Genomic DNA, 25,967 nt, shown 5'->3' with positions numbered 1-25,967 from the left:
GGCATCCCCCTGAAGGCGTTTCCCTACGCCTTAACCCGAGGTTTTGGCAGAATCCACCGGGTAAAACGTGTACGATAGCGTGATCGTCTCCACGTCCCTGGTATCGGGATCGGTCAGGATTTTCGGATCGACGAAGTAGATCACCGGCATCCGCTGCGTCTCGCCAGGCTTCAGCGTCTGCTGCGTGAAGCAGAAGCACTGGATCTTGGTGAAATACTTACCCGCGACCGCCGGCGTCACATTGTAGGTCGCGGTGCCGGTGATCGCCTGTGCGCCGCGGTTGGTGGCCTGAAAGAACGCCATGTCGCGCGCGCCGATGTCGACATCCTGCTCCTCCTGCTCGGGGGTGAAGCGCCACGGCAGCTTGGGGCTGGTGTTGGCGTCGAACGCGATACGGATCGAACGGTGAACGCCGCCGGGCGCTGCGAGCGCGCGGTTGGTGGTGCCGTTCAAGCCCGTAGCCTGGCAGAACAGGCGGTAGAGCGGCACGCTGGCGAAGGCGACGCCGGTCATGCAGCACACGCCCAGTACGGCCAGCAGCGCGGTACGCAGACGCCGATCGATGCGCGGCCCGGCCATCAGTGCGCCATTCCTTCCTTGATCTTGGCGATCGTGATGAAGAACACCAGCGCCACGAAGGCGAGCAGCAGCACCGCCATCACGATCGCGCGCGCCTTCTGCCGCCGCTGGATCACATCCTGTTCGTCGTTCATCATGCCAGCCACCGATCGACGACCAGCGCGCCGAAAATAACGAAGAGATAGATGATGGAGTAAGCGAACAAGCGCTTCTCCGGCTTCATGCCGGGCGTATGCTGCCCGAACGTCACCCGCGCCGCCAGTGCCGCGAAGATCGTGGTCAGGACGATTGAGGCCGCGCCGTAGAAGGCGCCGGTCAGCCCGAGCGGCCAGGGCGCGACCGCCACCACCGCCATAGGGATCGTGTACAGCCCGATCTGTTGCCGCGTCACCCGCTCGCCCGCGACGACGGGCAGCATCGGCACGCCCGCCTTGGCGTAATCGGACTCGATGAACAGCGCGAGCGCCCAGAAGTGTGGCGGCGTCCACAGGAACACGAGCGCGAACAGCAGCATCGGCAGCACCGCGACCTGTCCTGTTGCCGCTGCCCAGCCGATCAGCGGCGGAAACGCGCCCGCCGCGCCGCCGATGACGATGTTCTGCGGCGTGCGCCGTTTCAGCCACACGGTGTAGATCAGCACGTAGAACAGGATCGACACGGTCAGGATCGCCGCCGCGGCCATGTTGACCGCCAGACCCATCAGGATGACCGAGAAAGCGGCGAGCGCGACGCCGAAATGCAGCGCCGATTGCCGGTCCATCCGGCCTGCGGGCAGCGGACGCTTGGCGGTGCGCTTCATCACCGCATCGAGGTCGGCCTCATACCATTGGTTAAGCGCGCCCGCCGCACCAGCGCCGAGGGCGATGCACAGGATCGCGGTGAACGCGAGCACAGGCGCGATCGCGCGCGGGGCTGCCAGCATGCCGCACAATCCGGTGAAGACGACCAGCGTCATCACCCGGGGCTTGGTCAGCGCCAGGAAGTCGCGCCAGTCGGCAGGCGGCAGCAGGGGGGCGGCGGTAGTCATCGCAAGGGGAGCGCTATACCCGTCGCGGGGTGCGCGCGAAAGGCCGCGTTTCGCGTGTCCGATCAGCCGCGTGGCAGCCGCGCGAGCCAGTCGAGCAGCAGGCAGTTGACCTCTCCGGGTCGCTCCTGCTGTGTCCAGTGGCCGACGCCATCGAGGATGTGACCCTCGACCTGAGGCACGTGCGGGCGCATCGCCGCGATCGGATCGGTCAGTGCGCCGAACGCGGTGGTTGCGGGATCCTTGCTGCCGCCGATGAACAAGGCGGGCGCCTCGATCCGGCGATCCTTGAATGGCTGCTGCCATGCCCAGTCGCGCTCGTGGTTGCGGTAGCGGCTGAGCGGTCCGAAGAAGCCCGACGACTCGAATTCACCGACGTAATAGTCGAGATCGGCGTCGCTCAGCCACGCGGGGAAGGTGCCGGGATCGACCATGCCGTCGAGCAGCGTCGCGCCGGCGGGCTTGTCGGGCCAGGTGCCAAGCGGTGCGTCGCCCGAGATCGCGTAATAGAATTTGCGCAGGAAATCGCGCACGTCGCGTTCCGCTTCCGCTTCGGCCGGGCCGACCGCGGCGAACCAGTGCTGGTAGAAGAAGCGGCCCTTGTCGGTGAAGGCGCGGCGGAATGTCTCGTTGAATGGCCGCTTGGCAACGCCGAGGAACGGGACTGACAGGGCCGCCACCGCGCGGAAGCGTTCGGGCCGGGACAGGATCGTGTTCCAGACGATCGGCGCGCCCCAGTCGTGGCCGAGCAGAATTGCAGGCGCGCCCGGCTGCAACGCGTCGGCGACGCCCGCGACATCGGCGGTCAGCGCCTCCATCGCATAGTCCGACACGTCGTCCGGCTTCTCCGACCCGCCATAGCCGCGCACGTCGATCGCCGCGGCGGTGAAGCCCGCGTCGGCCAGCACCGGCAACTGGTGCCGCCACGAATACCAGCTCTCGGGAAAGCCGTGAACCATGACGATCAACGGACCATTACCCTCGATCGCCACGCGAAGCCGCGCACCGCCGGTGTCGATCATGCGAAAATCCGGCATCATGCCCCTCGTCATCCTCAATCCTGTCGGCGAGGGTGAAGGGAGCGCGCGGCCGCGTCAATCGTAGGCGGCGGGAAGCCAATGGCGCGTGACGAGCACGTCGTCACCGACGCGGACGTTGCGGAACAGGATGCGCGCGAACGGCAGCGGCACGCCGATGCAGCCGTGCGTGACCCAGTTCCACTCGACCTTGCTGCCGTGGATCGCGACATAGCTGCGCGTCAGGCGGAGCGAATAGGGCATCGGTGCATCGTAGCTGCGCGAGTATTTGTCGGCGTCCTTTTCCAGGATCGGAAAGCGGCCGAGCGGGGTCGGCATCTCGGGCGGGCCGGAGACCGCGAACGATCGGCCGATCTCGACCCCGCCGCGATAGACGTAGAGTTGCCGCCGTTCGGTATCGACGACGACGTGGGTCGGACCGGCAGGTGCGCCGTCATCGTCCCAGACATAGTCGCCCGGCTCCAGCGGACGGCCGACATCGAGCACGGTGTGCACGTCGGGTCCGCCGGCGGGGGTCGGGATGCGCCGCGCCTCGGCAGCGGTAACGGGCATGCCGGCAAGCACGCCGGCGAGCAGGAGATGGGACAGCAGAGCGCGGATCATGGAGACCAAGATCGCGTGATCCCCCGCGTCGTTCCAGTGGCGCTTTTGCCACGTCTCGTGCCGGGACGATCGGTATGGCCGTTAAGACAAAGAAAAACGCCCCGGTTTGCGGCCGGGGCGTCGTGGAGGTTGGTCGATTGCGGCTGATCAGTCGATCTTGGGCAGCGTCTCGAACTGGTGGAACGGCGGCGGGCTTGACAGCGTCCACTCGAGCGTGGTGGCACCCTCGCCCCAAGGGTTGTCGGGCGCCTTCTTGCCCGCGATCAGCGACCAGATGATGTTGACGAAGAAGATCGCCATGCCCGCCGCCATGATCATGTAGCCGATCGAGGCAACCTGGTTCCAGTGCGCGAAACCGTCCGGATAGTCGGGGTAGCGGCGCGGCATGCCCTGCAGACCCAGGAAGTGCATCGGGAAGAACATGACGTTTACGCCGACGAAGAAGACCCAGAAGTGCAGCTGGCCGAGCAGTTCGGAGTACATCTTCCCCGACATCTTGGGGAACCAGTAGTAGAAGCCCGCGAACAGCGAGAACACCGCGCCGAGCGAGAGCACGTAGTGGAAGTGCGCCACGACGTAATAGGTGTCCTGCATGTAATCGTCGACGCCGCCATTGGCGAGCACGACGCCGGTCACGCCGCCGACCGTGAACATGAAGATGAAGCCGATCGCCCAGACCATTGGCGTCGGGAAGCGAAGCGAACCGCCCCACATCGTCGCGATCCACGAGAAGATCTTGATGCCGGTCGGCACCGCGATCACCATCGTCGCGGCGGTGAAGTACATCTTCACGTTCACGGAAAGACCGGTCGTGAACATGTGGTGCGCCCACACGACGAAGCCGACCACACCGATCGCGACCATCGCGTAGGCCATGCCGAGATAGCCGAAGACGGGCTTGCGGCTGAACGTCGCGACGATGTGGCTGATGATGCCGAAGCCCGGCAGGATCATGATGTACACTTCTGGATGGCCGAAGAACCAGAACAGGTGCTGGTACAGCACCGGATCGCCGCCGCCCGCCGGATCGTAGAAGGTGGTGCCGAAGTTACGGTCGGTCAGCAGCATCGTAATTGCGGCCGCGAGCACCGGCAGCGCCAGCAGCAGCAGGAACGCGGTGACGAGCACGGCCCAGGCGAACAGCGGCATCTTGTGCAGCGTCATGCCCGGCGCGCGCATGTTGAAGATCGTGGTGATAAAGTTGATCGCGCCCAAGATCGAGCTCGCGCCCGCCAGGTGGAGCGACAGGATCGCCATGTCCACGCTCGGCCCCGGCTCACCATAGGTGGAGAGCGGCGCATAGACGGTCCAGCCGGTGCCGGCACCACCGAAGAACGGCGAGGCGAGCAGCAGCAGGAACGCCGGGACGAGCAGCCAGAAGCTGACGTTGTTCATGCGCGGGAACGCCATGTCGGGTGCACCGATCATGATCGGCACGAACCAGTTGCCGAACCCGCCGATCATCGCCGGCATGACCATGAAGAACACCATGATCAGACCGTGCGCGGTCACCAGCACGTTCCACAGGTGCAGCGCCTGGTCGAACGTCTGCTCCTGACCGCCGTGCAGCATCGCGACCCACTTGGGCAGATACTGGATGCCCGGGTGCATCAGTTCGGCGCGCATCAGACCCGAAATCGCGCCGCCGATGATGCCGGCCACGATCGCGAAGATCAGGTAAAGGGTGCCGATGTCCTTGTGGTTCGTCGACATGAACCACCGCGCGAAGAAGCCGGGCAGATGGTCGGCGTGCGCGTCGTGATGATGCGCGTCATGCGCCTGAAAGGCGGATGGGTGGAGAGCGGTGTCGGTCATGGTCAGCGTCCAGCTTCGCCGACGCCGCCGGGGTTACCGGTCGCGCCCTGCGGGATGACGGAAGGAGTGGCGGTGCCGTTCTCGGTCGGGCCGGTCAGGTTGTCGACGATCGCCGCCTCGCTGGCGACGCTGGCCGAATTGTCCGAGCCCGGCTGCGGGATGACCGCGTCCGACGCCTTGCCCGGCGTCGGCATCGTGCCGCCCTTGGCGCGCACCCAGCGCGCAAACTCGGCCGGCGAAACCGCCTCGACCGCGATCGGCATATAGGCGTGACGCGCGCCGCACAGTTCGGAGCACTGGCCGAAATAGAGGCCGGGCTTGTCGATGGTGAAGCTCGTCTCGTTCAAACGGCCGGGGATCGCGTCGAGCTTGATCCAGAACGCGGGCATCGCCCAGCTGTGGATCACGTCGTTGGCGGTGGTGATCAGGCGGATCGGCACGCCGACCGGCAGCACGACCCGGTTGTCGACCGCGAGCAGGCGCGGACCATCGGCATCGGTGCGGTAGCGCTCGCCCGGCGCGACATCCGACTTTTCCTTGAGCAGGTTGGCGGTGATCTCGATCCCGCCGTTGTCGGGATATTGGTAGCTCCAGAACCACTGGTTGCCGATCGCCTTCAGCGTGATCGCACCCGCGGGCGCGGGCTTGAACTGCGCTTGCAACAGCCCGATCGAGGGCACTGCGATCGCCACCAGGATCAGCACGGGGGCAAGCGTCCACACCACCTCTATGAAGGTGTTGTGGCTGGTCTTCGACGGGACCGGGTTACGCGCGGCGCGGAAGCGGACGATCACCAGCACCAGCAGCAGCAGCACGAATAGTGACGTGACCGTGATCAGCGGGAACAGGATGCGATCATGAAACCAGTGCGCGCGCAGGCCGTTCTTGGTCACCTGCGGCTGGATGCGCATCAGCCCGTCGGTCGGCTGCCCGATCATCGGCTTCGCGCTCATCGTCGGCGCACCGTCCTGTGCCAGCTCAAGTGCGGCGGGCGCCTTCTCGTTGAGCTTGGCAGGGGTCGCGGCGCTCATCTTCGGCGCGGCCGGATCGGCGGCGTTGGCAGGTTCGAGCGCGCTCGGCACGCCGGGCTGCGCGGTCTTGATCTCGGGCGCGGCCGGGGGCGTCTGGGCGTGGGCGCCTCCGCCCATCGCGAGGCCGGCGAGCGCGAGGCCGCCTGCCAAGATCATCGTCTTCAAGCGGTTCATCGTGCTTCCATCACCCCTGCGTCGCGGCACGGGAGTGCCCCCCCAGACCTGGCGGGCATTGTCGCCCATCTCCTCCGCCTATACGCGGCACCCCCTTTTGCCTCAAGAGGGCGCGATTGCGCGAATTTTTTGCGCTGACACCGCGTTGCGCCACGGCGGGCGCAACCGTATCTGCGCAAGCCTGACAGGGCCGACAGTGATCAGGAGTGCGCGCGATGACCGAGGACGAGGTGCTGGCCGAGTTCCGTGCTGCCGACGCGCTGCTGGAAGGGCACTTCATCCTGTCGTCGGGGCTGCGCAGCCCGCGTTATCTGCAATGCGCGCGCGTGCTGATGGACCCCCGCCGCGCCCAGCGATTGTGCGAGGCGCTGGCGCGGACGATCCCGACCGACCTGCGCGGACGGATCAGCGCGGTGGTCGCGCCCGCGATGGGTGGCGTGATCGTCGGTTACGAGATGGCGCGGGCGCTGGGCGTCGAGGCGATGTTCGTCGAGCGGCCCACGGGCACCTTCGAGTTGCGCCGCGGCTTTCGGCTGGAGCCGGGCCAAGAGGTGCTGATGATGGAGGATGTCGTCACCACCGGGCTTTCCTCGCGCGAGGCGATCAAGGCGATTGAGGCGGCGGGTGGGCGCGTGATCGCGGGCGCGGCGTTGGTCGACCGCTCGAACGGCAGCGCCGACATCGGCGTGCCGTTCTTCCCGCTGCTGAAACTCGACGTGCCGAGTTACGCCGCCGACGCGCTGCCGCCGGAACTCGCAAGCATCCCGGCGATCAAGCCCGGCAGCCGGGCGGCGGCCTGAGATGGCGCAGCCGCTGCGTCTGGGCGTCAACATCGACCATGTCGCGACGGTGCGCAACGCACGCGGCGGTGCGGTGCCCGATCCGGTGCGTGCCGCGCTGCTCGCGGTGTCGGCGGGCGCGGACGGCATCACCGCCCATCTGCGCGAGGACCGCCGCCACATCACCGACCGCGATATCGCTCGGCTGGTGGACGAGCTCGCCACGATGGAGCGGCCGATCCCGCTCAATCTTGAGATGGCGGCGACCGAGGAGATGCTCGGCATCGCGCTCAGCCATCGTCCGCACGCCGCCTGCATCGTACCCGAGAAACGCGAGGAGCGCACCACCGAGGGCGGTCTGGACGCGGCGGGGCAGCACAACGTTCTGGCGCCGATGGTGCGCGAACTGCGCGGCGCGGACGTGCGCGTGTCCTTGTTCATCGAACCATCGGCGGAGCAGGTCGCCGCCGCGGTGTCGCTCGGCGCGCCGGTGGTCGAGCTTCACACCGGCCGCTACGCCGAGTGCGAGGGCGAAGCGCGTAGCGACGAGCTACGCCGCCTGGGCGACGCCGCCGCGCTTGCCGCGAAGAACGGCATCGAGGTGCACGCGGGGCATGGCCTGACGTTCGACAACGTCCAGCCGATCGCCGCCATCCCGCAGGTCGTCGAGCTCAACATCGGCCACTTCCTGATCGGCGAGGCGATCTTCGTCGGACTGTACGAGAGCGTCCGGCGCATGAAGGCCGAGATGGCGGCAGTACGGTGAGGGCGCGCGCGTGATCATCGGATTGGGTTCCGACCTGTGCAACATCGAGCGGATCCAGGTATCGCTCGACCGCTTCGGCGAGCGGTTCGAGCGCCGCGTCTTCACCGAGGTCGAGCGTGCCAAGGCGGCAAAACGCCCGTTCACGCGCGCGGGCACGCTCGCCAAGCGGTTCGCGGCGAAGGAGGCGTTCTCCAAGGCGGTCGGCACCGGGTTCAGGGCAGGCGTGTTCATGCGCGACATCGGCGTCGTCAACGCAACGTCTGGCGCGCCGACGCTGGCGCTGACCGGCGGCGCGAAGGCGCGGCTCGACGCGATGGTGCCGGCAGGATATGAGGCGCGCATCCATCTGACCTTGACCGACGATCATCCTTGGGCGCAGGCTTTCGTGATCATCGAAGCGTTACCCATCGGATAAGCTGCACGTGGCCGACGACCTCACGCTCCCTTCAAGCGGTCACCCCGACACGGCCTCCAAGGGGAAGGAGCCGGCCGCGCGCGCCGGCTTCGATTGGTGGAGCGAGGCGAAGGGGCTGTTCTGGCTGGTGCTCGCCGTGCTCGGCTTCCACTCGTTCATTGCCAAGCCGTTCTATATCCCAAGCGAATCGATGCTGCCGGGGCTGATGGTCGGCGACCGGCTGGTGGTGTCTAAATTCGCCTATGGCTGGTCGTTCGTGTCGCCGACGATCCCCGATCCGTTCGCGATCGTCGGCGATCTGGTGCTGCACAAACCGGTCGAGAGCTGGTCGGTGCAGCTGCCCTTCATCCCCGGTCGCATTTGGGGCAGCCTGCCCGAGCGCGGCGACGTGGTGATCGTGACCCCGCCGGGATCGTCAAGCGACTACATCAAGCGCGTGATCGGCCTGCCCGGCGATACGCTGGAGGTTCGGGGCGGCGTGGTGTTCCTGAACGGTGTCGCGGTGCCGCGCGGACCGCTGCACTTCCGCGACTTGGCCGTAGATGCCAATGCGACCTGCGATCCGCTGCAATATCCGGGCGCGCGCCGGGTGCTCGCTGACGGGCGCACCGTCTGCCATCTGCCGATCGTAACCGAGACGCTGCCGAACGGGCGCCGCTACGACACGGTCGACCTGCAGCCCGATTCGCCCGGTGACGATTACGGGCCGGTCCGCGTACCCGCGAGTCGCGTGTTCCTGATGGGCGACAACCGCGATCGTTCGGCCGACAGCCGCTTCGCGCTGGGCGGGTTCGAGCATGGGCTGGGCGGACCGGTACCGGTCGAGAATCTGGGCGGGCGTGCGGAGTTCATCACCTTCTCGGTCGACGGCCGTGCGACGCTCAACCCGCTGACCTGGTGGTCTGCGCTGCGGGCTGGTCGCGCGGGCACCTCGCTGCATCCGGAGCGCACGCAATGAGCAATCAAGACGACCGGGTGACCGTGGTCGAGGGCGCGAGCCCGCACGAGGTGCGTGACCCGGCGACGCGTGCCGAGATCAAGCGGGCGGCGGTGTGGCTCGGCCTCGCCGGCGCGATCGCGCTGGTGGTGTTGCTGGTGCAGCCGCTGCTCGTCATCTTCGCCGGGCTGGTGTTCGCCGCACTGCTCGACGGCGGGGTGCGGCTGCTCGGGCGGGTGCTGCCGATCTCGCGCGGGTGGCGGCTGCTGATCGTCTGCCTGCTGACGCTCGGCTTCCTTGTCGGCACCTTTTATCTCGCGGGCGTGCAGATCACCGCGCAGGTGATGCAGTTGCGCTCCACCGTGGAAACGCAGGTTGTGCGTCTGACGGGGTGGCTGTCGTCGAAGGGGATGATGCCCGGCGCGTCCGACCTGAACGGGATCGCGCGGCAGGCGCTCGGGTCGGTCGGGCGCGTGACCGAATGGGTCGGCACCGCGTTCGGCGCGCTGACGACGATGTTCATGATCTTCGTGATCGGGCTGTTCGTCGCGATCGATCCGCGCGTCTACGATCGCGGGTTCCAGTGGATGGTTCCGGAGGAAAACCGCGCTGAGGTGGCGGTGGTGACGCAGCGGATGGCGCGCACGCTGCGCCGCCTGCTTGCCGGGCGGCTGCTGGGGATGGCGTTCGAGGGCGCGTTCGTCGGCGCCGCATTATGGATGGCCGGGGTGCCGATGGCGCTGATCCTGGGTATCTTGACCGGCCTGCTCGCCTTTATCCCCAACGTCGGCGCGTTCGTGTCGGGCGCTATGACGATCGCGGTCGGTTTCTCTGCCGGCGTGCACACCGGCGTGCTCGCGATCCTGATCTACATCGCGGTGCAGGTCATCGACGGCTATGTCGTGATCCCGATGGTCGCGAAGCGGACGGTCGATCTGCCGCCCGCGCTGACGCTCGGCGCGCAGATACTGGCAAGCGCGCTGTTCGGAATCATCGGCCTGGCGCTCGCCGATCCGATGACTGCGATGATCAAGGCGGCGATGGAGCGGCGGTCGGAAAAGGCCGAGGGAGCCCAGTGAGCGACATCGTCCTGCACGATTACTGGCGTTCGTCGGCGGCCTACCGCGTGCGTATCTGCCTGAACCTGAAACGGGTGCGCTATACATCGGTTGCGGTGAACCTGCTGGAGGGGGCCCAGACGGCGGCGGACAATCGCGCGATCAATCCGCAGGGATTGGTGCCGACGCTCGTGGTCTACGGCCGCGCGCTGACGCAAAGCCTCGCGATCGTCGACTGGCTCGACGCGACCTTCCCCGAACCGGCGATGGTGTCGGGCGATCCGTTCGTCCGATCGGGCCAGTTGGCGCGCGCATTGGTGGTCGCTGCAGACATCCACCCGATCAACAATCTTCGCGTGCTGAAAAGGCTGGAGCAGCAGTTCTGCGCCGATCAAGGCGCACGCGACGCATGGTACCGCCACTGGGTGGTCGAGGGGTTGACCGCGCTGGAGGTGATGGCGGCGGACACGCCGGAGGGGCCGTTCCTGGGCGGGAAGGCACCCGACATCGCCGACCTGTGCCTGGTGCCGCAGCTCTACAATGCGCGCCGGTTCGGGGTACCGATCAATGACATGCCGCGGTTGTGCGCGGCCGACGCGGCGATGGCGGCGCTGCCCGAGGTAGCGGCGGCGCACCCCGATTGCGTGCGGCCGAACTGAGCGGCTTGCGTCGCGCCATCTCGCATGCGTTCAATGGTCAAGTGATGACGGTGCCACCGGGTACATATAAGGGCGCGGGGCGATGACCGCTGGAGCGACGCACGATGATGCCGGTTACTCGTCGCCGGAAGAGGTGCGTCTGAGCGCGCTGGAACCGATCCGCCGGAGCCGGCCGCGCTGGCCGCGTGTGCTGGCGACGGCGCTTACGGGCGTGATGCTGCTGGGACTGGCGCAGGAACTGCTCGACCACGGACTTCGTGGCCTGACCCGAGCGGTGCCGCGCAGCGGATGGTTCTACCTGCTGTTCCTCCTGTCCTATTTCACGACGCCGGTGGTCGATTTCCTGATCTTCCGCCGTCTGTGGCACGTGCCGGCGAATGCGTTCGGCGCGCTGAACCTGAAACGCGTCGCCAACGACCTGCTGATCGGCGTAACCGGCGACGCGTATTTCTACGCCTGGGCGCGGACGCGATTGAACATGGTAACCGCACCGTTCGGCGCCGTGAAGGACGTCAGCATCCTGTCGGGACTGGCGGGCAATACCGCCGCGATCCTGCTCGGCGCGGTGGCGCTGCCGCTCGGCTATAAGTTGATCGATCCGCCGGTGCTGCACGCGATGCTGTGGTCGCTGGCGTTGACCGGCGTGGTGGTCGGCGCGGTGTTGTTCCTGTCGCCGATCGTCTTCTCGCTCGCGCGTCGGCAATTATGGTGGATCTACCGCTGGACGATGTACCGGATCGCGATCAGCAGCCTGGCGCTGGCGGTGGCGTGGCATTTCGCGATGCCGAGCGCGTCCGTGTTCATGTGGGTGTTCCTGATGGCAGGGCGGCTGCTGGTCTCGCGTCTGCCGTTTTTGCCCAACAAAGACCTGCTGTTCGCCACGTTTGCGATCCTGGTCATCGGGCATGATCGGGCATTGTCGGACTTGATGGCGTTCACCGCGGCGTCAACATTGCTGGCGCATATCGTCGTCACCGGCGTCTTCGGCGCCGGGTTCGTGTGGGAAAGGCTGAAGGCATGGCGAAGTTCGGGGCAGATGTTCGCCTAAGCATCCTGGCAGCGATTGCGACGCTCGCCGCCGTGCCGGCGGGCGCGCAGGTGCTCGGGCAGGATGCCGCAGCGTGCAGCGGCGGGCAGGGGCCGGCGATCCTGGCGACGATTACCGGCGTGAAGGACGCGCGCGGCACGATCAAGCTCGAGTTGTACCCCGCCAACGAGGCCGATTTCCTGGAGGACGATAAGAAGCTGCTTGCCGCGGGCAAGGTGTTTCGCCGCATCACCGTGCCCGCCCCCGCCGGCAACGTCGCGCGCATGTGCATCCGCGTACCCCGCCCGGGCCGCTACGCGCTGTTCTTCGGCCACGACCGCGACGGCAAGCGCAAGTTCGATTTTTGGAGCGACGGCGCCGGCTTTCCGGGCAATCGCAAGATCGGTCGCTCGCGCCCGAAACTCTCCGACGCGCTGATCCAGGTTGGACCGGGGGTGACGCAGACCGTTATTCGCGCACAATATCTGCGCGGACTGGGCGGTTTCGGGTTCTAGGTTCATGCGTATCGTCGAGGTGAACGAGCTCTACTCGCCGACCGGCGGGGGGGTGAGGAGCTATGTCGATGCCAAGCTGTCGATCATGGCGCGTCAGGGCCACGAGCTGATCGTGATCGCGCCGGGCCGCACGACACGGGTCGAGGAGCGACCGGGCGGCGGCCGCGTTATCTACGTCAAGTCGCCGACGATCCCGATCGACCGCAATTACGGGCTGTTCTGGGACGCGGCGCCGATCCACGCGCTGCTCGACGACCTGCAGCCCGACGTGGTCGAGAATTGCTCGCCTTGGCGTTCGGCCGGGATCGTCGCCGACTGGCAGGGGCCGGCATTGAAGAGCTGGTTCCTTCACAACGACAATCTCGACGCTTATCCCAAGCGCTGGTTCGGACGCATCGTCTCGCCCGAGCGGGTCGAGCGCGCGTTCGACTGGTATAACCGTTACCTCGATCGCTGTTTCGCGCGCTACGACACGGTGGTCACCAACGGGCCGGTGCTGTTCAAGCGCTACCGCGCGCGCGGCGTCCGCGTCGATGCGGCGTTTCCGCTCGGTATCGACCGCGCGCGCTTCTCGCCCGCGCTGCGCGATGAGGCTCTGCGCGCCTCGATGCTGGCGGAATGCGGGCTGCCGCCCGACGCACACCTGCTGCTCGCGGTCGGGCGCCACCATCCCGAGAAACGCTGGCCGACCGTAATCGACGCGGTGCAGCGCGCGGGCGCGCGCGCGCCCGTCGGCATGATGATGCTGGGGCAGGGACCCAACACCGCCGCGCTCGAACGTCATATCGGACGCAGCCCGCACATCCGCCTGTATCGCCCGGTCTACGACCGACCGCAGCTGGCGCGCTTCATGGCGAGCGCCGACGCGTTCATCCACGGTGCGTCGAACGAGACGTTCGGGCTGGTCGCATCCGAGGCGCTGGCGAGCGGCATGCCGCTCATCGTTCCCGACGAGGGCGGGGCGTTCGAGGTCGCGCGGCCGGATTATGCCGAAACGTACCGAGCCGGTGACGCCTACGACTGCGCGGCGGCGATCCTGCGCCTGTTGTCGCGCGACCAGGCCGCGCTACGCGACGCGGCGAAGGCGGCCGGTGCGCTGGTGCGATCGGACGAGCAGCATGCCGCCGACTTGGTAAGCTTCTACGCGCAGCGCATCGCCGAGCGCGACGGTCAGGCGCTCAAGTCAGCGTAGGCGGCAGGTGCGTGATTGCGGAAGGCGTCGAGCGTCCGGGTGATGCTGCGCATCAAGGCGGGTACGCGCGTGTCGCCTGGGTGAACTGCGACGCGGACGGTGCGCGCGGGCTGCAGCACCCGGCGCAGAAGCGCGGCGGCGGCGAGCGAACTTAGCTGGCGCGGACGCGAGCGGCTGGCCCAGGTGATGACGGGCCCGCGCGTGAGCACCTGCCCGGTCGGTTGCCACACCCGCGCGTGATCCTCCGCCAGTGCGAAGCCAGCGTCGCCGAGCGCGCGGCGTGCGTCGTCGGAATAAAGCCACGCCGGCGCGATGAACCCGGCTGCCGCGCGCCCGATCGTATCCTCGACCAGCCCCTTGCCACGCAGCATTCGCGCCAACGCCTCATCGTGGTCGAGCCCGAGGAACTCGCCCTCGCCTGCGGTCATGTGTCGCGCCTTGAACGCGGCGGCGCCGGCGTGGTCGCTGGTGTCGCGATGGAACCAGCCGTGGACGAACATCTCGATGCCGCGGTCCGACCAGTCGCGCAGCCGCGCCTTGAACGCCGGGGTCAGCAGCGCGTCGCCCCAGTGATCGGGCACGACCAGCATCGCCAGCCGCTCACCGACGTGCGGCGCCAGGTGCGCGAGCAACAGATCGACCTCGCGCTCGAAGCGGGGCGAGACGTCATGGATCGAGGCGAGCAGGCGTTTCATTGTGGGCCGCTGTAGCCGATTGCGGTGCAACGTGCAGCAGCGTGCGTGGGGATCAGCGACGCGGGCGCGTCCACAACTCGGACGGGCGCGGCGTGTCGGGGATCGCCATGCGCCCGCGCGCCGCGAGCCAGCTGCGCGCGATCCATGCGAGCTTCTCCCACTTGCTCGTGGTGACGCGGTGGTCCCACGCCGCGGGGCCGCGCCGCGCCACCTTGCGCGCGATGTCGCCGTAGATGCCCGCCGCCGCCAGCACCGCCCAGGCCGATCGCCGCGACAGCGCCTTGGTACCGACGCGCGCGCTCGCCTCGTGCGCCTCGGCGCGGGTGGCGAGCCGGCGCGCGAGCACGACCAGCCGGTCGCGGAACGGCGGCTTCATGTGCTGGCCCGGCGGAATGTCCATCTCCGCCAGCCACTCGTCGGGCAAATAGCAGCGCCCGGCGCGGTCATCCTCCTCCACGTCGCGCGCGATGTTGGCGAGCTGGAACGCGAGGCCCAGGTCGCAGGCGCGATCGAGCGTCGCCTCGTCGTCGGGCGACACTCCCATGACCAGTGCCATCATGCATCCGACCGCACCGGCGACATGGTAGCAGTAGCGGTACAGATCGGCCTCGCTGCGCGGCCGCCACTCCTCCGCGTCGAGCTGAAAGCCGTCGATCAGGTCGTGGGCGAGCCTGCGCGGCAGACCGACCTCGGCGGCGACGATGCGGAGCGCGTCGAACGCGGGATCGCCGATCACCTCGCCGTCGAGCGCGCGATCGGTCAGCCGGCGCACCTCTGCGACGCGTGCCTCCGCGTCGGCCACGCGGCGCATACCGTGGCCGTGATCCTGCCCGTCGACGATGTCGTCGCAGCGGCGGCACCAGGCGTAGAGTAGCCAGGCGCGCTCACGTGTCTCGGGGTCGAACAGGCGTGAGGCGGCGCCGAAGCTCTTCGATCCGCGCGCGATCGACTCCTCGGCCGCGGCGACGATCGCGTCGCGTGATGGAAGCGGAGCGGCGTGTGCGCTCAAAGGTCCTGTGCCGCCATCCGCACGATCGGCTGCGTCGGACGATGATCCGCCATTGCGTCGAGCAGCGCGTCGAACGTGTCGGCGACGATCAGCAGGTCGCGGTGCTGCGCGCGTAGAAAGCCGACCTCTCCCATCTTTTCCCAGAAGGCGATCAGGTGGTCGTAATAGCCGTTCGCGTTCAGCAGCCCGACGGGATCGGCGTGGTAGCCGAGCTGCGCCCAGCTGAGCGCTTCCCATAATTCGTCCATCGTGCCGGTGCCGCCCGGCAGCGTGACGAAGCCGTCCGACAGGTCGGTGAAGGCGCGCTTGCGCTCGTGCATGCCAGTGACGACGTGCAACTCGGTCAGCCCGCGGTGCGCGACCTCGGCATCGACCAACGCCTGCGGAATGATGCCGATTACCTCGCCGCCTGCCGACAGCGCGCCATCAGCGACCGCCCCCATCAACCCTAGACGTCCGCCGCCATAGACGAGGCCGATGCCGCGCTTGGCCAGTCCCTCGCCAACCTCACGTGCGAGGTCGATGTAGGACGGATCGGCGGGCGTGGCGGAACCACAATAGACGGCAAGACGCTTCATGCCCGCTCCGCTAGGCCAAGCGGGGCGGGTCGACAACCATCAGGCGAGGCGATCACGCCGCGACCGGCGCGCGGAACCCCTCCAGCATCAGCGCCGCGGTCGCCTTTGCGCTGCCGACCACGCCTGGGATTCCTGCACCCGGGTGCGTGCCCGCGCCGGTGAAGAACAGGTTCGAGATCGCATCGTCGCGGTTGTGGACGCGGAAATAGGCGCTCTGCGTCAGAACGGGCTCGAGCGAGAAGGCGCTGCCCAGATGCGCGTGGAGGTCGTGCTGGAAATCGGTCGGCGCGTAGCTGAACTTGGTGACGATGCGCGAATGGATGTCGGGGATCAGCCGGCGTCCGACCTCGTCGAGGATGCGCTTCTCCAGGATCGGCTTGACCGTTTCCCAGTCGCCGGTGAACTTGCCCATGTGCGGCACCGGCGCCAGCGCATAGAAGGTCGAGTGACCCTCGGGCGCCAGACTCGGGTCGGTGACGGTCGGGTGGTGGAGGTAAAGCGAGAAGTCCTCGCTCAGCACGCCATGCTCGTAGATGTCGTCGAGCAGCCCCTTATAGCGCGGGCCGAACAGGATCATGTGGTGCGGGATGCCGGGCCATGTGCCGGTCACGCCGAAATGGACCACGAACAGCGACGGCGAGTAGCGTTTGCGCTCCAGCTTCTCCGCGGTCCGCCGTGCCGCGCCCGAATCGGGCAGGAGGTCGCGGTAGACGTGCATGATGTCGGCGTTGGCGGCGATCTGGTCGACTTCTTGCCGGTACCCGCCCGCGGTCTCCACCGCGGTCACGCGGTCGCCCAGCGTCTCGATCTTCGACACCGGATCGCCCAAGCGGATCGTGCCGCCCAGCCGCTCGAACAGCGCGACCATGCCGGCGACGAGGCGGTTGGTGCCGCCCTGTGCGAACCATACGCCGCCGTCGCGCTCCAGCTTGTGGATCAGCGCGTAGATCGCGCTGGTGGTCATCGGATTGCCGCCGACCAGCAAGGTGTGGAAACTGAGCGCCTGCCTGAGCTTCTCGCTTTGAACGAACTTCGACACGATCGAATAAACCGAGCGCCACGCCTGGTATTTGGCGAGCGCGGGCGCGGCCTTCACCATCGAGGCGAAGTCGAGAAAGGCGACGTGGCCGAGCTTCTCATAGCCCTCGCGGTAGACGCCGGCGGAATAATCGAGAAAGCGGCCGTAGCCCGCAACGTCGGCCGGATTGAGCTTGGCGATCTCGGCGCGCAGCACCTCGTCGTTGTTGGTGTAGTCGAAGGTGGTGCTGTCGGGCCAGTGGAGCCGGTAGAAGGGCTGCACCGCCTCCAGCACGACATCGTCGGCCATGCGGTTGCCCGACAGGTTCCACAGTTCCTCCAGACAAGCAGGATCGGTGATCACCGTGGGCCCGGCGTCGAAGGTGAAGCCGTCACGCTCCCAATAATAAGCGCGGCCGCCGGGCTTGTCGCGCGACTCGAGGATCGTCGTCTGGGTCCCGGCGGACTGGAGCCGGATCGCGAGGGCGAGCCCACCGAACCCTGCGCCGATCACCACTGCACGCGTCATGATGCATCCTTCAAAGCTTGGATCGCGCGCCCGATCGGCACCGGCGGACGGCCGGCAAGCACACGCATCTTGTCGAGCGTCGTCGAACGGGCTGCGTAGAAACGCGATACCAGTCCGGGACGTAAGGTATAGAAACGTTCTAGTACGCGGTAACGCTCCGCCGGCTCGGCTGCCTTGAACAGCATCAGGTCGAGCATGCGGTAGAATTTGCGCTCCGCCCAGGTGCGCGCGGCGTGCGCGTGGGTCAGATCATGGAGCGCAGCGCCCGAAAGGTCGTTCGCGTCCGCGATCAGGTGCGCGAACCGGACCGCATCGGGGAACGAATAACCCGTTGTCGGGTGGAACAGCCCGGCACGCACGCCCGCCTTCGCGACCTTGCCGGTCGAGCGCCAATAGGCATCGAAGTCACCGCCGAGCACGACCGCGAGCACGCCCTGCTCTTCGCGTTCGACCGAGTGCACGCCCCAACCAGCGGTGCGCGCGTAATCGCCGATCCGGTCGCGCAAGGCAGCGCGGTCGAGCTCGGGCGTGTCGCTGTAATAGGTGTCCTCGACCAGCAGCGTGTCGGCGGAAAAGGGCAGCAGGTAGACGAAGCGGTAACCGTCGTGCTGGTCGACCGTCGCGTCCATCACCACCGGACGCGCGACGCCGTGGCCGGCCCCCCGCTCGGCGCGACGCGCAACTCCTGCCCGACGAATTTCTGCCAGCCGCATTCGAGCGTGGAGAGGTCGCCTGCGCCGCGCGCGTCTATCACGCCGCGCGCCTCGACGCGGTCGCCGTCCGCCATCACGACCGCGGTCGTGCTGCACGCAAGCACCTTGCGCTCGGTCATCAGCGCGAGCGCGGGCAAGGTCGCGCGGATGTGCGCATTGAGCCGCTCGGAGCGGACGGTGTAATAAGGCTGCGCCAGCGTGCGTGCGTGCGCGGGAAAGCGGACGTCGTAATCAGGCCAGGCATGCGCGACGATCGGTGCGATCAGCGGGCGGTGCGCCTTCATCACATCGGCGCCGAAGAACGACCATAGGTGATGCCCGCCGAACGCGGTGCCGCCCTCAATCACGCGCACGTCGAGGTCGGGCCGGCGTGCGTGAAGCGCCAGCGCAGTGAGCGAACCCGCAAGCCCGCCGCCGACGATCGCGACATCGCATAGGATGGTGGAGGGCATTGCCGTCCGGCCTAGCCGATCGCCGGCGAAGCGGGAAGGTCCAGCGTGGCATGGTCGGGCCGGGCGGAGGCGCGCGGGGCTTGATTTCCGCCGCTACCTCAGGGACGGCGGGGCCATGAGCGATATCGAAGACATGAAGGCGCATTACCTCGTCGCGATCGACGCCTGCGCCGGGCTGGAGGCGCTGGAGGCCGTCCGCGTCGAGGCGCTGGGCAAGCAGGGCCGCGTCACTGCGCTGTTGAAGACGATGGGTAAATTGTCGCCCGACGAGCGGCAGGTGCAGGGCCCCGCGATCCACGGACTGCGCGAGGCGGTGACCCAGGCGCTCGCGGCGCGCAAGGACGTGCTGGAGAATGTCGCGCTGGAGGCGAAGCTCGCCGCCGAGCGCGTCGACGTGACGCTGCCGGTCGATGCGATGCCTGCGGGCAGCGTGCACCCGGTCAGCCAGGTGATGGACGAACTGGCCGAGATCTTCGCCGACCTGGGCTTTGCGGTGGCGACCGGGCCGGAGATCGAGGACGACTGGCATAATTTCGGCGCGCTCAACATTCCCGACACGCATCCCGCGCGCGCGATGCAGGATACGTTTTACCTCGAGCCACAGGCGCAAGCGCCTGCGGCGAGAGCGGCCGGCGACGGGCAGAGCCCATCGTCCGACGGCGCGGGCCGCGCAGGACCAGCGCCATTCGTCCTGCGCACCCACACCTCGCCGGTGCAAATCCGCACCATGATGCAGCAGAAGCCCCCTTTGCGCATCATTGCGCCGGGCCGAGTCTATCGCTCCGACTGGGACGCGACGCACACGCCGATGTTCCACCAGATCGAGGGGCTGGTGATCGACAAGGGCATTACGCTCGGCCACCTGAAATGGACGCTGGAGACGTTCCTGCGTGCGTTCTTCGAGCGCGACGATGTCGTGCTGCGGCTGCGTCCGAGCTATTTCCCGTTCACCGAGCCATCGGCGGAGGTCGATGTCGGCTTCACGGTGGAGAAGGGCAAGCGCGTGATCGGCGGCGATCCGAACGGCCCCGGCGGCGGCTGGATGGAGGTGCTGGGCTCGGGCATGGTCCATCCGAAGGTGATCGCGGCGTGCGGGCTCGATCCCGATGAGTGGCAGGGGTTCGCGTTCGGCTGCGGGATCGACCGGCTCGCGATGCTCAAATACGGCATCGACGACCTGCGCCCGGTGTTCGAGGGCGATATCCGCTGGTTGAAGCATTACGGCTTCGCCGCGCTCGACGTCCCGACGCTTTCCTCGGGTGTTGGGTCGCGCGGCGTCGGCACCGCCTGAACCGGCCTTTCCCTTTTACCGACCCGCCCATGCGGGATCACGGAAGTTTTTGACATGAAGTTCACGCTTTCCTGGCTCAAGGATCACCTCGACACCGGCGCGTCGCTGAGCGACATCCTGAACGCGCTGACGCGGGTCGGGCTGGAGGTCGAGGGTGTCGAGAACCCGGCCGAGCGCCTGTCGGGGTTCCGCATCGCGCGTGTGCTGACCGCCGAGCGTCACCCGCAGGCCGACAAGTTGCAGGTGCTGTCGGTTGACGCCGGGGAGGGCCCGTTGCAGGTCGTCTGCGGCGCACCGAACGCGCGTGCCGGGCTGGTAGGCGTGTTCGGCCTGCCCGGCGCGACGGTACCCGCGAACGGCATGGTGCTGCGCGTCGCCGCGATCCGCGGGGTCGAGTCGAACGGCATGATGTGCTCGACCCGCGAGCTCGAACTGGGTGAGGATCACGACGGGATCATCGAACTGCCCGCCGAGGCACCGGTCGGCACTGACTTCGCGACCTACGCGAGCCTCGACGATCCGGTGATCGACGTGTCGGTAACCCCGAACCGCCCCGATTGCATGGGCGTCCGCGGGATCGCGCGCGACCTCGCCGCCGCCGGGCTCGGCACGCTCAAGCCGCTCGATGTGGCGGCGATTGCGGGCGAGGGTGCAGGACCCGATGTGCGGATCGAGGACGCGCAAGGCTGCCGCGCTTTCTACGCGCAAGGCGTTTCAGGCGTGACGAACGGCGAGTCGCCTGAGTGGCTGCGTCGCCGCCTCCTCGCGATCGGGCAGAAGCCGATCAGCGCGCTGGTCGACGTGACCAATTACGTGATGATCGACCTCGGCCGGCCGCTCCACGTCTACGATCGCGTGAAGCTAGGCGGGGCGCTGGTCGCGCGCGCGGCCAAGGACGGTGAGGAGGTACTGGCGTTGAACGGCCGCACCTACGCGCTTCGCGCCGGCATGACGGTGATCGCGGACGACGTGGGCGTGCACGACATCGGCGGCGTGATGGGCGGTGAGCATTCGGGCGTGACCACGGACACGACCGACGTGCTGATCGAATGCGCCTATTTCGACCCCGACGCCATCGCGCGTACCGGACAAGCACTGCAACTCAGCAGCGACGCGCGCACGCGGTTCGAGCGCGGGGTCGATCCTGCCTTCCTCGACGACGGGCTCGCGATCGCGACGCGGATGGTGGTCGAGCTGTGCGGCGGAAGCCCGAGCGAAGTGACGCGCGCTGGTGCGCCGCCGCTGGAGCCGCGCCGCTATGCCTACGACCCTGCGCGCGCGGAGACGCTCGGCGGACTTGCGGTCGCGCCCGAGCGGCAGCGCGCGATCCTGACCTCGCTCGGCTTCGCGGTCGACGATGATTGGAAGGTGACGGTGCCTGCATGGCGTCCTGACATCGACGGCAGCGCCGACCTGGTCGAGGAGGTGATCCGCATCGAGGGTATCGACAACGTGCCCTCCCTCCCGCTCGCACGCCCAGCGGGTGTCGCGACGCCGACCGCGACGCCGGCGCAGAAGCTGGAGCGTCGCGTCCGCCGCGCCGCCGCCGCGCGCGGGCTCGACGAGGCGGTGACGTGGAGCTTCGTGTCCGAACCCGCCGCGGCGGCGTTCGGTGGTGGCGCCTGGACGCTCGCCAACCCGATCAGCGAGGAGCTCAAGGTGATGCGACCGTCACTGTTGCCGGGGCTGCTTTCGGCTGCCGAGCGCAACCTCAAGCGCGGCGCGGAAGGCGTGCGGTTGTTCGAGCTCGGCCGGCGCTATCTGGCGGATGGCAAGGACGGCGCGGCGGACGAGCGTGCGACCTTGGGCGTGGTACTCGCCGGCAACGCGCGCGCGCGCGGTTGGCGTGGCGGCAAGGCGGCGGCGTTCGACGCGTTCGATGCCAAGGCCGAGGCACTGGCGCTGCTCGCCGCCGCGAGTGCCCCGGTCGACAACCTGCAGGTGATGGGCGCGGATGGCGTCTGGTCGGGCGAGGCGTGGCATCCCGGCCAGTCGGGGACGCTGAGGCTGGGGCCGAAGACGGTGCTCGCCGCCTTCGGCATGCTTCACCCGCGCACCTTGAAGGCGTTCGACCTCGCGGGTCCAGTCGCCGCGGTCGAGCTGTACCTCGACGCGATCCCGGCGAAGCGTGGCAGCGGTGGCTTCATGCGCGCTCCTTACGCGCCGCCCGCGCTCCAGCAGGTGCGTCGCGACTTCGCGTTCGTGGTTCCGGAGGGCGTCAGCGCCGACGCACTGACTCGTGCGGTCAAAGGTGCGGACAAGGCGACGATCGTGTCCGCGCGTGTGTTCGACGTGTTCACCGGCGCGGGCGTCGAGCCGGGCACCAAGTCGGTCGCGCTGGAGATCGTGCTCCAGCCGGGCGAGAAGAGCTTCACCGACGCGGAGTTGAAGGTGATCAGCGACAAGGTCGTCGCGGCGGCGGCGAAGCAGGGCGCGACGTTGCGCGGATAAAGGAACGGGCGGGTGCGATTGCGCCCGCCCGTTGGTAGTTCAACAATGGTGATCGGCCGCGCAGCGCCTAGTCAGGCCGCGGTCACACCCGCATCGGCATGAGGACGTAGAGCGCGGGCGACTTGTCGTTCTCGCGGATCAGCGTCGGCGCAGCGGCATCGGCGAGGTGTACCTCGACCAGGTCGCTGTCGATCTGCCCCAGGATATCGAGCAGGTAGCGGCTGTTGAAGCCGATCTCGAACGGTGCCGAGGTATAGTCGCCCGGCACTTCCTCGGCGGCGGTGCCATTCTCGGGACTGGTCACCGACAACGTGATGCGGTCGCGATCGAGCCCCATCTTCACCGCGCGCGTCTTCTCGGTCGCGATCGTCGAGACGCGGTCGACGCCCTCCATGAAGCTTTTGGGATCGAGTTTCAGAATCTTGTCGTTCGCGGTCGGGATGACGCGGCTGTAATCGGGGAAGGTGCCGTCGATCAGCTTCGATGTCAGGATCGCGCTGCCGAGATCGAAGCGGATCTTGGTCGAGGACAAGGACACGCCAACCGAGCCGTCGACCTCGTCGAGCAGCTTGCGCAACTCGCCGATGCATTTGCGTGGGACGATCACGTCGGGCATGCCGTCCGACCCCTCGGGCTTAGCGACCGTCACGCGCGCAAGGCGGTGGCCGTCGGTCGCCGCGGCCTTCAGCACATCGTCCGACAGGTGCAGGAAGATGCCGTTCAGGTAATAGCGCGTTTCCTCGGTGGAGATCGCGAAGCGCGTCTTGTCGATGATCTGCTTGAGCGTTTCAGCCGGCAGCTCGAAGCTGGTCGGCAGCTCGCCTTCGGCGATCACCGGGAAGTCGTCACGCGGCAGCGTGCCGAGGCTGAACCGCGCGCGGCCGGCGACGATCGCCATGCGCCCGTCGGCGGCGGACAAGGACACCTGCGCACCGTCGGGCAGCTTGCGCGCGATGTCGAACAAGGTGTGCGCCGATACGGTGATCGACCCTTGTTGATCGACCGCGGCGGGAACGCTTTCGTTGATCTGAAGATCAAGGTCGGTCGCCATCAGCCGCAGCGAACCCTCGACCGCCTCGATCAGCACGTTCGACAGAATCGGGATGGTGTTGCGCCGTTCCACCACGGACTGCACGTGGCTAAGCCCCTTCAGGAGCGTTGCGCGTTCGATCGTCGCCTTCATTCGTGATTCCCCCGGCCCGCGGGTCTTGACCAGCGCAGGTCTCGACCGGGGGCGATATGGCCAATGTTTCCTAGCCAAAAGAAAACGGCCGGAGCAAGCGCCCCGGCCGTCTTTCTTGTGCGCTGACCCTATGGAAAGCGTTAATCAGGCGAACAATTCGCGTCAGAAGCGGATGCCGACCCCCGCCATCAGCTGGTGACGGTCGGCGTCGATGTCGTAACCGTCGACGTCACCATAGTGCGAATAGCGGTACTCGCCCTTCACATAGGCGGTCGGGGTCAGGTTGTACTCGAGCCCCGCGCCGACGCGGAAGCCGTCGAGGTTGGTGTGATCGCGGAAGCGTGTCGCGCCGACGTCGTAGCGCGATTCGACCCGCGCGTTGGTGTAACCCGCCTTGGCGTAGATCATCGCCAGCGGCGAGATGACGTAGCCGACGCGCCCGCCGACATAGAGGTCGCGACCTGCGTCGATCGAGAAGCGGTCACCCGCGGTGATCGCATTGTAGCTGCGCGCGCGTGTGGTCGAATCGGTGATCTCGCCCTCTGCACCCAGCACCACGCCGCCAGCCTGCACGTCATAGCCGACGCCGACGCCGTAGACGAAGCCGTCGCGCCCCTCGGAGCTGCCGTCGCCGCCGTCCTGCAGATTGTCATAACCGCCCAGCGCCTCGACCCGCGCGCCGGTGAAGGGCGCATTGGTCTGTGCGGCGGCGGGCAGCGCGGCGATGGCGGTGCCGATTGCGACTGAGGCGAGAACGAGCTTACGCATGGGGAACTCCGTTATCCTGTCCGCCCAACACCGGGCGGGGATGGGGCAAATAGTCAGCAGCGCTGCCGGTTGCATGAACCTCAGCTAAACAGCTTTTCGCGTTGCTTTTGCGCCACACCGGGTTGACATCGCGAGCATGGAAACAGGGTTCGATCATCGCGCGCGGCAGGGCCGTGACTTTGTGGCGCGGCACGGCGAAACGGTGTTCAACGCGGCGCGCCGGTTGCAGGGCGATCACCCGCACACCCCCCTGACACGCGCGGGCTTCGCGCAGGCGGAGGAGATGGGGCGCGCGCTGCGCACTCTGTTGGGCGCGCAACCGGCGCTGACGTTATGGGCCTCGCCAACGGGCCGCGCGTTGCAGACGCTGGCGGTCATCGCGGAACATCTCGAACTTGACTGGCATCAGGCACGCACCGACACGCGGCTGGTCGAGATCGACATGGGCAGCTGGGGCGGCCGCTATTATGCCGATGTGGTGGCGGAGGTCGGTCCGGTGGTGAACGAAGACGGATTGCTCCGCTGCGCGCCGGATGGCGAGACCTACCCCGACATTGCGGCGCGCATCGGCGGCTGGTTGCGCGACACGGACGATGACGCGGGCGACCGACTGGTTATCATGCACGGCATCTCCAGCCGCGTGCTGCGCGGTGTCGCCACGAATGCGCCGGTCGGTGGGTGCGGTGCGCCGGTGCTGCCGGGCCATCCGCAGGGCAGCGTCTCGCTGATCGAGCATGGGCGTGAGGCGCTGGTTCATCGCGGCAGCGGGTACGCGCCGGCATGAGTGCGCTGCTGCTGGCGCTTGCGTTGCTGGCGGGCGAGCGTGAGGCGATCGGCGTGTGGCAGCGCTGGGGCGCGATCCGCGACGCCGGTCCGCCCCGGCGCTGCTTCGCGCTGACGCGACCGGTAACGGCGAGCGGCGACACCGACACGCGCGGCGGGTTCGCGAGCGTCGCCGCGCGGATCGACGCAAGCGGGCGGCAGGCGGTGTTCGTGCGTTTCTCCGCTGAGCGTGAGCCCGGAACGCCGATCACGCTGGCGATCGGCGAGCGGCGCTTCGCGCTGCGCGGTGACAGCCGCGGTGCCCGCGCGCCTGATGCGGCCACCGACCGTGCGATCGTCGCGGCGATGCGCGGCGGGCGCAGCATGAGCGTTTCGGTAGTGGCTGCCGGGAAGCGTCCCCTCGCGGACACCTACGTGCTCGACGGCGCAGCCACCGCGATCGACGCTGCGAGCCTCGCCTGCGCGCGCTGACGTGCGACCGGACCCGAGTCGTCTGCGGCGAACTGCACACCGGCCGCTGCAGCTTTGTAGCAACCACCCGCGGGATCGCGCGTTTGGTGGTCACGATCGGACGGCAATGGCATGGCATTGCTGCCTCCGTTGCATCTCTAGTTAGTGCGTGAATTTATGACCGAGCCTAAGCGGGACGAGCGTCCTGTTCATCAAGATTTCCGCCTGCTGGAACGCGATGTTACAACAGATGCGGCCTCGCGTGCGCAGCCGTTCGTCGCCGCACGTGATGCCTTGCGTCAGGTGTGGGCGCCGCCGCTCGACACGTTCGTGACCGAGGACATGCCGATGCTGCTCACCCGGTTGAACCTGGTGCCACCGAACGGCTTCGTGCGTGAAGAAGCGGAAACCTCCGATAGTTGAGGCGGCTCACACCG

29 protein-coding genes are annotated in these 25,967 nt (G+C 67.7%); 14 read left to right on the top strand and 15 right to left on the bottom strand.

The genetic code is table 11. The features are described 5' to 3' along the window. Window positions 1–30: 30 nt before the first annotated feature. The 7 genes from SMN802W_RS0102335 to coxB form a co-directional block, all read right to left on the bottom strand. Entirely contained in the window at window positions 31–579 is a 549-nt protein-coding gene (locus tag SMN802W_RS0102335; RefSeq protein WP_019515277.1) for a cytochrome c oxidase assembly protein, read from the bottom strand. Beyond that, window positions 579–713: a hypothetical protein gene (locus tag SMN802W_RS18790; protein ID WP_019515276.1), complete on the bottom strand. Its 135-nt coding sequence runs from the start codon at window positions 711–713 to the stop codon at window positions 579–581. Before SMN802W_RS18790 ends, SMN802W_RS0102335 begins: the two co-directional genes overlap by 1 nt. Continuing rightward, complete coding sequence (locus tag SMN802W_RS0102325; protein ID WP_019515275.1) at window positions 713–1,606, bottom strand: heme o synthase; 894 nt, start codon at window positions 1,604–1,606, stop codon at window positions 713–715. The genes SMN802W_RS18790 and SMN802W_RS0102325 overlap by 1 nt, the downstream gene beginning before the upstream one ends. Before the next feature lie 62 nt (window positions 1,607–1,668). Further along, window positions 1,669–2,640 (bottom strand): alpha/beta fold hydrolase, encoded by a 972-nt coding sequence (locus SMN802W_RS0102320; RefSeq protein WP_037523029.1) that lies wholly within the window; start codon window positions 2,638–2,640, stop codon window positions 1,669–1,671. A 57-nt stretch (window positions 2,641–2,697) separates the two neighbouring features. Further along, entirely contained in the window at window positions 2,698–3,243 is a 546-nt protein-coding gene (locus SMN802W_RS0102315) for a L,D-transpeptidase family protein (protein ID WP_019515273.1), read from the bottom strand. A 147-nt stretch (window positions 3,244–3,390) separates the two neighbouring features. Next, the gene (gene ctaD, locus SMN802W_RS0102310) at window positions 3,391–5,058 is read right to left on the bottom strand and encodes a cytochrome c oxidase subunit I (protein ID WP_019515272.1); all 1,668 of its coding nucleotides are present in this window, start codon (window positions 5,056–5,058) and stop codon (window positions 3,391–3,393) included. A gap of 2 nt (window positions 5,059–5,060) precedes the next feature. After that, window positions 5,061–6,263: a cytochrome c oxidase subunit II gene (gene coxB / locus SMN802W_RS0102305; RefSeq protein ID WP_019515271.1), complete on the bottom strand. Its 1,203-nt coding sequence runs from the start codon at window positions 6,261–6,263 to the stop codon at window positions 5,061–5,063. Between the two features lie 215 nt (window positions 6,264–6,478). Here coxB and pyrE point away from each other — a divergent pair, with 215 nt between their 5' ends. From pyrE to SMN802W_RS0102260, 9 genes are all read left to right on the top strand, one after another. Continuing rightward, window positions 6,479–7,063 (top strand): orotate phosphoribosyltransferase, encoded by a 585-nt coding sequence (gene pyrE, locus SMN802W_RS0102300; RefSeq protein WP_026325650.1) that lies wholly within the window; start codon window positions 6,479–6,481, stop codon window positions 7,061–7,063. Between the two features lies 1 nt (window position 7,064). Continuing rightward, complete coding sequence (locus SMN802W_RS0102295; RefSeq protein WP_019515269.1) at window positions 7,065–7,808, top strand: pyridoxine 5'-phosphate synthase; 744 nt, start codon at window positions 7,065–7,067, stop codon at window positions 7,806–7,808. A 10-nt stretch (window positions 7,809–7,818) separates the two neighbouring features. Then, window positions 7,819–8,223, top strand: a complete 405-nt coding sequence (gene acpS / locus SMN802W_RS0102290; protein ID WP_019515268.1) for a holo-ACP synthase — start codon at window positions 7,819–7,821, stop codon at window positions 8,221–8,223. 7 nt (window positions 8,224–8,230) lie between these two features. Beyond that, the gene (gene lepB / locus SMN802W_RS0102285) at window positions 8,231–9,181 is read left to right on the top strand and encodes a signal peptidase I (RefSeq protein WP_019515267.1); all 951 of its coding nucleotides are present in this window, start codon (window positions 8,231–8,233) and stop codon (window positions 9,179–9,181) included. Further along, window positions 9,178–10,239 (top strand): AI-2E family transporter, encoded by a 1,062-nt coding sequence (locus tag SMN802W_RS18675; protein WP_019515266.1) that lies wholly within the window; start codon window positions 9,178–9,180, stop codon window positions 10,237–10,239. The genes lepB and SMN802W_RS18675 overlap by 4 nt, the downstream gene beginning before the upstream one ends. Beyond that, entirely contained in the window at window positions 10,236–10,877 is a 642-nt protein-coding gene (maiA, locus tag SMN802W_RS18670; protein ID WP_019515265.1) for a maleylacetoacetate isomerase, read from the top strand. The genes SMN802W_RS18675 and maiA overlap by 4 nt, the downstream gene beginning before the upstream one ends. Window positions 10,878–10,959: 82 nt before the next feature. Beyond that, window positions 10,960–11,925 carry a hypothetical protein gene (locus SMN802W_RS0102270; protein WP_019515264.1) on the top strand — a complete coding sequence of 322 codons (966 nt, stop codon included), beginning with the start codon at window positions 10,960–10,962 and terminating at the stop codon, window positions 11,923–11,925. After that, window positions 11,895–12,419 carry a DUF2141 domain-containing protein gene (locus SMN802W_RS0102265; protein ID WP_019515263.1) on the top strand — a complete coding sequence of 175 codons (525 nt, stop codon included), beginning with the start codon at window positions 11,895–11,897 and terminating at the stop codon, window positions 12,417–12,419. The genes SMN802W_RS0102270 and SMN802W_RS0102265 overlap by 31 nt, the downstream gene beginning before the upstream one ends. A 4-nt stretch (window positions 12,420–12,423) precedes the next feature. Then, the gene (locus SMN802W_RS0102260; RefSeq protein WP_019515262.1) at window positions 12,424–13,611 is read left to right on the top strand and encodes a glycosyltransferase; all 1,188 of its coding nucleotides are present in this window, start codon (window positions 12,424–12,426) and stop codon (window positions 13,609–13,611) included. Here SMN802W_RS0102260 and SMN802W_RS0102255 read toward each other — a convergent pair. From SMN802W_RS0102255 to SMN802W_RS18870, 6 genes are read right to left on the bottom strand one after another with little or no spacing between them, the layout of a single operon-like run. After that, on the bottom strand, window positions 13,590–14,306 hold the full coding sequence (locus tag SMN802W_RS0102255) for a DUF2334 domain-containing protein (protein ID WP_019515261.1): 717 nt from the start codon (window positions 14,304–14,306) through the stop codon (window positions 13,590–13,592). The genes SMN802W_RS0102260 and SMN802W_RS0102255 overlap by 22 nt on opposite strands. 52 nt (window positions 14,307–14,358) lie before the next feature. Further along, a complete protein-coding gene (locus SMN802W_RS0102250) occupies window positions 14,359–15,315 on the bottom strand; it encodes a phytoene/squalene synthase family protein (protein WP_019515260.1) in 957 nt (318 codons plus the stop codon). Then, entirely contained in the window at window positions 15,312–15,893 is a 582-nt protein-coding gene (locus SMN802W_RS0102245; RefSeq protein WP_019515259.1) for a TIGR00730 family Rossman fold protein, read from the bottom strand. The genes SMN802W_RS0102250 and SMN802W_RS0102245 overlap by 4 nt, the downstream gene beginning before the upstream one ends. 52 nt (window positions 15,894–15,945) lie before the next feature. Then, window positions 15,946–17,439 carry a phytoene desaturase gene (locus tag SMN802W_RS0102240; RefSeq protein WP_019515258.1) on the bottom strand — a complete coding sequence of 498 codons (1,494 nt, stop codon included), beginning with the start codon at window positions 17,437–17,439 and terminating at the stop codon, window positions 15,946–15,948. Next, window positions 17,436–18,068 (bottom strand): lycopene beta-cyclase CrtY, encoded by a 633-nt coding sequence (crtY, locus tag SMN802W_RS18875; protein WP_338010588.1) that lies wholly within the window; start codon window positions 18,066–18,068, stop codon window positions 17,436–17,438. The genes SMN802W_RS0102240 and crtY overlap by 4 nt, the downstream gene beginning before the upstream one ends. Continuing rightward, window positions 18,068–18,604 carry a lycopene cyclase family protein gene (locus SMN802W_RS18870; RefSeq protein ID WP_338010587.1) on the bottom strand — a complete coding sequence of 179 codons (537 nt, stop codon included), beginning with the start codon at window positions 18,602–18,604 and terminating at the stop codon, window positions 18,068–18,070. The genes crtY and SMN802W_RS18870 overlap by 1 nt, the downstream gene beginning before the upstream one ends. A 115-nt stretch (window positions 18,605–18,719) precedes the next feature. Between SMN802W_RS18870 and pheS the strand changes: the two genes are divergently transcribed. Both pheS and pheT read left to right on the top strand, forming a co-directional pair. Then, entirely contained in the window at window positions 18,720–19,895 is a 1,176-nt protein-coding gene (gene pheS / locus SMN802W_RS0102230; protein ID WP_019515257.1) for a phenylalanine--tRNA ligase subunit alpha, read from the top strand. A gap of 54 nt (window positions 19,896–19,949) precedes the next feature. After that, window positions 19,950–22,346 carry a phenylalanine--tRNA ligase subunit beta gene (pheT, locus tag SMN802W_RS0102225; RefSeq protein ID WP_019515256.1) on the top strand — a complete coding sequence of 799 codons (2,397 nt, stop codon included), beginning with the start codon at window positions 19,950–19,952 and terminating at the stop codon, window positions 22,344–22,346. Window positions 22,347–22,428: 82 nt separating this feature from the next. Here the strand turns inward: pheT and dnaN are convergent, their stop codons facing one another. Together dnaN and SMN802W_RS0102215 are read right to left on the bottom strand one after the other, a co-directional pair. After that, window positions 22,429–23,529, bottom strand: a complete 1,101-nt coding sequence (gene dnaN, locus SMN802W_RS0102220) for a DNA polymerase III subunit beta (RefSeq protein WP_019515255.1) — start codon at window positions 23,527–23,529, stop codon at window positions 22,429–22,431. A gap of 162 nt (window positions 23,530–23,691) precedes the next feature. Next, on the bottom strand, window positions 23,692–24,297 hold the full coding sequence (locus SMN802W_RS0102215; protein ID WP_019515254.1) for an outer membrane protein: 606 nt from the start codon (window positions 24,295–24,297) through the stop codon (window positions 23,692–23,694). A 136-nt stretch (window positions 24,298–24,433) separates the two neighbouring features. On the opposite strand from SMN802W_RS0102215, the gene SMN802W_RS0102210 reads away from it, so the two are divergent. The 3 genes from SMN802W_RS0102210 to SMN802W_RS0102200 all read left to right on the top strand — a co-directional run bounded on the left by SMN802W_RS0102210 (window position 24,434) and on the right by SMN802W_RS0102200 (window position 25,953). Then, on the top strand, window positions 24,434–25,081 hold the full coding sequence (locus tag SMN802W_RS0102210) for a histidine phosphatase family protein (protein ID WP_019515253.1): 648 nt from the start codon (window positions 24,434–24,436) through the stop codon (window positions 25,079–25,081). Further along, a complete protein-coding gene (locus tag SMN802W_RS0102205; RefSeq protein WP_019515252.1) occupies window positions 25,078–25,551 on the top strand; it encodes an invasion associated locus B family protein in 474 nt (157 codons plus the stop codon). The genes SMN802W_RS0102210 and SMN802W_RS0102205 overlap by 4 nt, the downstream gene beginning before the upstream one ends. Before the next feature lie 156 nt (window positions 25,552–25,707). After that, window positions 25,708–25,953 (top strand): hypothetical protein, encoded by a 246-nt coding sequence (locus tag SMN802W_RS0102200; protein WP_019515251.1) that lies wholly within the window; start codon window positions 25,708–25,710, stop codon window positions 25,951–25,953. Window positions 25,954–25,967: the final 14 nt, after the last annotated feature.

It is taken from the genome of Sphingomonas sp. Mn802worker, from assembly GCF_000382485.1.
Classification (GTDB): domain Bacteria; phylum Pseudomonadota; class Alphaproteobacteria; order Sphingomonadales; family Sphingomonadaceae; genus Sphingomonas.
Note: the sequence above shows the minus strand (reverse complement) of the source record. Positions and strands in the feature narration are given on the sequence as shown.